1 protein-coding gene is annotated in these 1,324 nt (G+C 57.3%); it reads right to left on the bottom strand.

Annotation, left to right across the window (positions count from 1 at the left end; genetic code table 11):
- Window positions 1-113 precede the first annotated feature (113 nt).
- On the bottom strand, window positions 114-1,160 hold the full coding sequence (locus tag A3730_RS18220) for a phosphotransferase family protein (RefSeq protein WP_063519525.1): 1,047 nt from the start codon (window positions 1,158-1,160) through the stop codon (window positions 114-116).
- Window positions 1,161-1,324 lie beyond the last annotated feature (164 nt).

The raw sequence follows: 1,324 nt of genomic DNA, 5'->3' as shown, positions 1-1,324 counted from the left end.
AACACACGGCAACACGAATCGGAGCCAGGCCAAACGTCCAGCCCTGACACTGCGCTGCAAATTCTATTCTTGATTTACCGTGTTGCCTGTTGCGTGCAACGTGAAGCGGCCTTTTATGCCCCTTCGTTAATAATCTGCATGGCCATGGAAGCCAGCGGTTCTACCAGCGCCCCCACTTCGGCGGCCTGTTTGTTGGATGCATTACCGTCTTCAGCCCGTTTCGCCACACCCTGACAGATAGCAGCAAGACGGAAAAAACTGAATGCCAGATAGAATTCCCAGTTGTCGATATGGGAAATACCCCGGCGTTCGCAGTACATGGCCACGTATTCTTTCTCGCTGGGAATACCCAGCTCGGTACGGTCCTTACCTTGCAGGCCAGCCATCTTGGCGCCGCGCTGCGGCATCCGCATCCCCATGCACTGGTAAGCCAGATCTGCCAGTGGGTGACCCAGTGTGGACAATTCCCAGTCCAGTACTGCAATGACTTCGGGCTTGCCGGGGTGCCACATCATGTTGTCCAGGCGGTAATCCCCGTGCACCAGAGACACCTGGCCATCATCCTCGGGCTGGCTGGCCTGCAACCACTCGATCAGCGAATCCATTGCAGGGATTTCCTGCAACTTGGACGCTTCGTATTGTTGGGTCCAGCGGCCCAGCTGGCGCTCAAAATAATTGCCCGGCTTGCCGTAATCCGTCAGGCCGACGGCTTCCAGGTCCACACTGTGCAAGGCTGCCAGCACCCGGTTCATTTCCGAATACATCTGCGCACGCACCGCATTGCCTGTATCGCCCTCACCCGCCTCGGGAAGGGCTGCACTCCACAAAATGCGGCCTTCACAGAACTCCATCACGTAAAACATGGAGCCGATAACATCGCGGTCTTCACACAGGTGCAGCACATTGGGCACCGGTACATCGGTGTCTTTCAATGCGGCCATAACACGAAATTCGCGATCGACCGCATGGGCGGACTTGAGCAGTTTGCCCGGCGGCTGGCGACGCAGCACATAGGAGCCGGAGGCGGCAGTGATCTTGAAGGTGGGGTTGGACTGGCCCCCCTCGAACTTGTCGGCTTGGACAGGACCTTTGAAGCCATCAATGTGTTGTTCAAGGTATTCAGCCAGTTTCTGCGTATCCAGTGTATCCACCTGGGACATGGAGCTCTCCTGTTCTTCTCTGTTCTGCTGCGCAAATAGCAAAGCCCGGAGCGGGTTTCACGCTCCGGGCCAGCACCCGAAATCAGGCGAATTGTTTAGCCATGTTCCGACCCAGCTGCATCATGTGCAACTGGTCCGGGCCATCGGCCAGACGCAGGGTGCGC

The sequence above is a fragment of the Alcanivorax sp. HI0044 genome (genome assembly GCF_001634945.1).
The sequence above is the reverse complement of the archived record's forward strand: the minus strand, read 5'-3'. Positions and strand labels throughout refer to the sequence as shown.

What these genes read in the sequence shown, in the direction of transcription:
- A3730_RS18220 (WP_063519525.1), bottom strand. Translation starts at nt 1,160, where the DNA reads ATGTCCCAGGTGGATACACTGGATACGCAGAAACTGGCTGAATACCTT.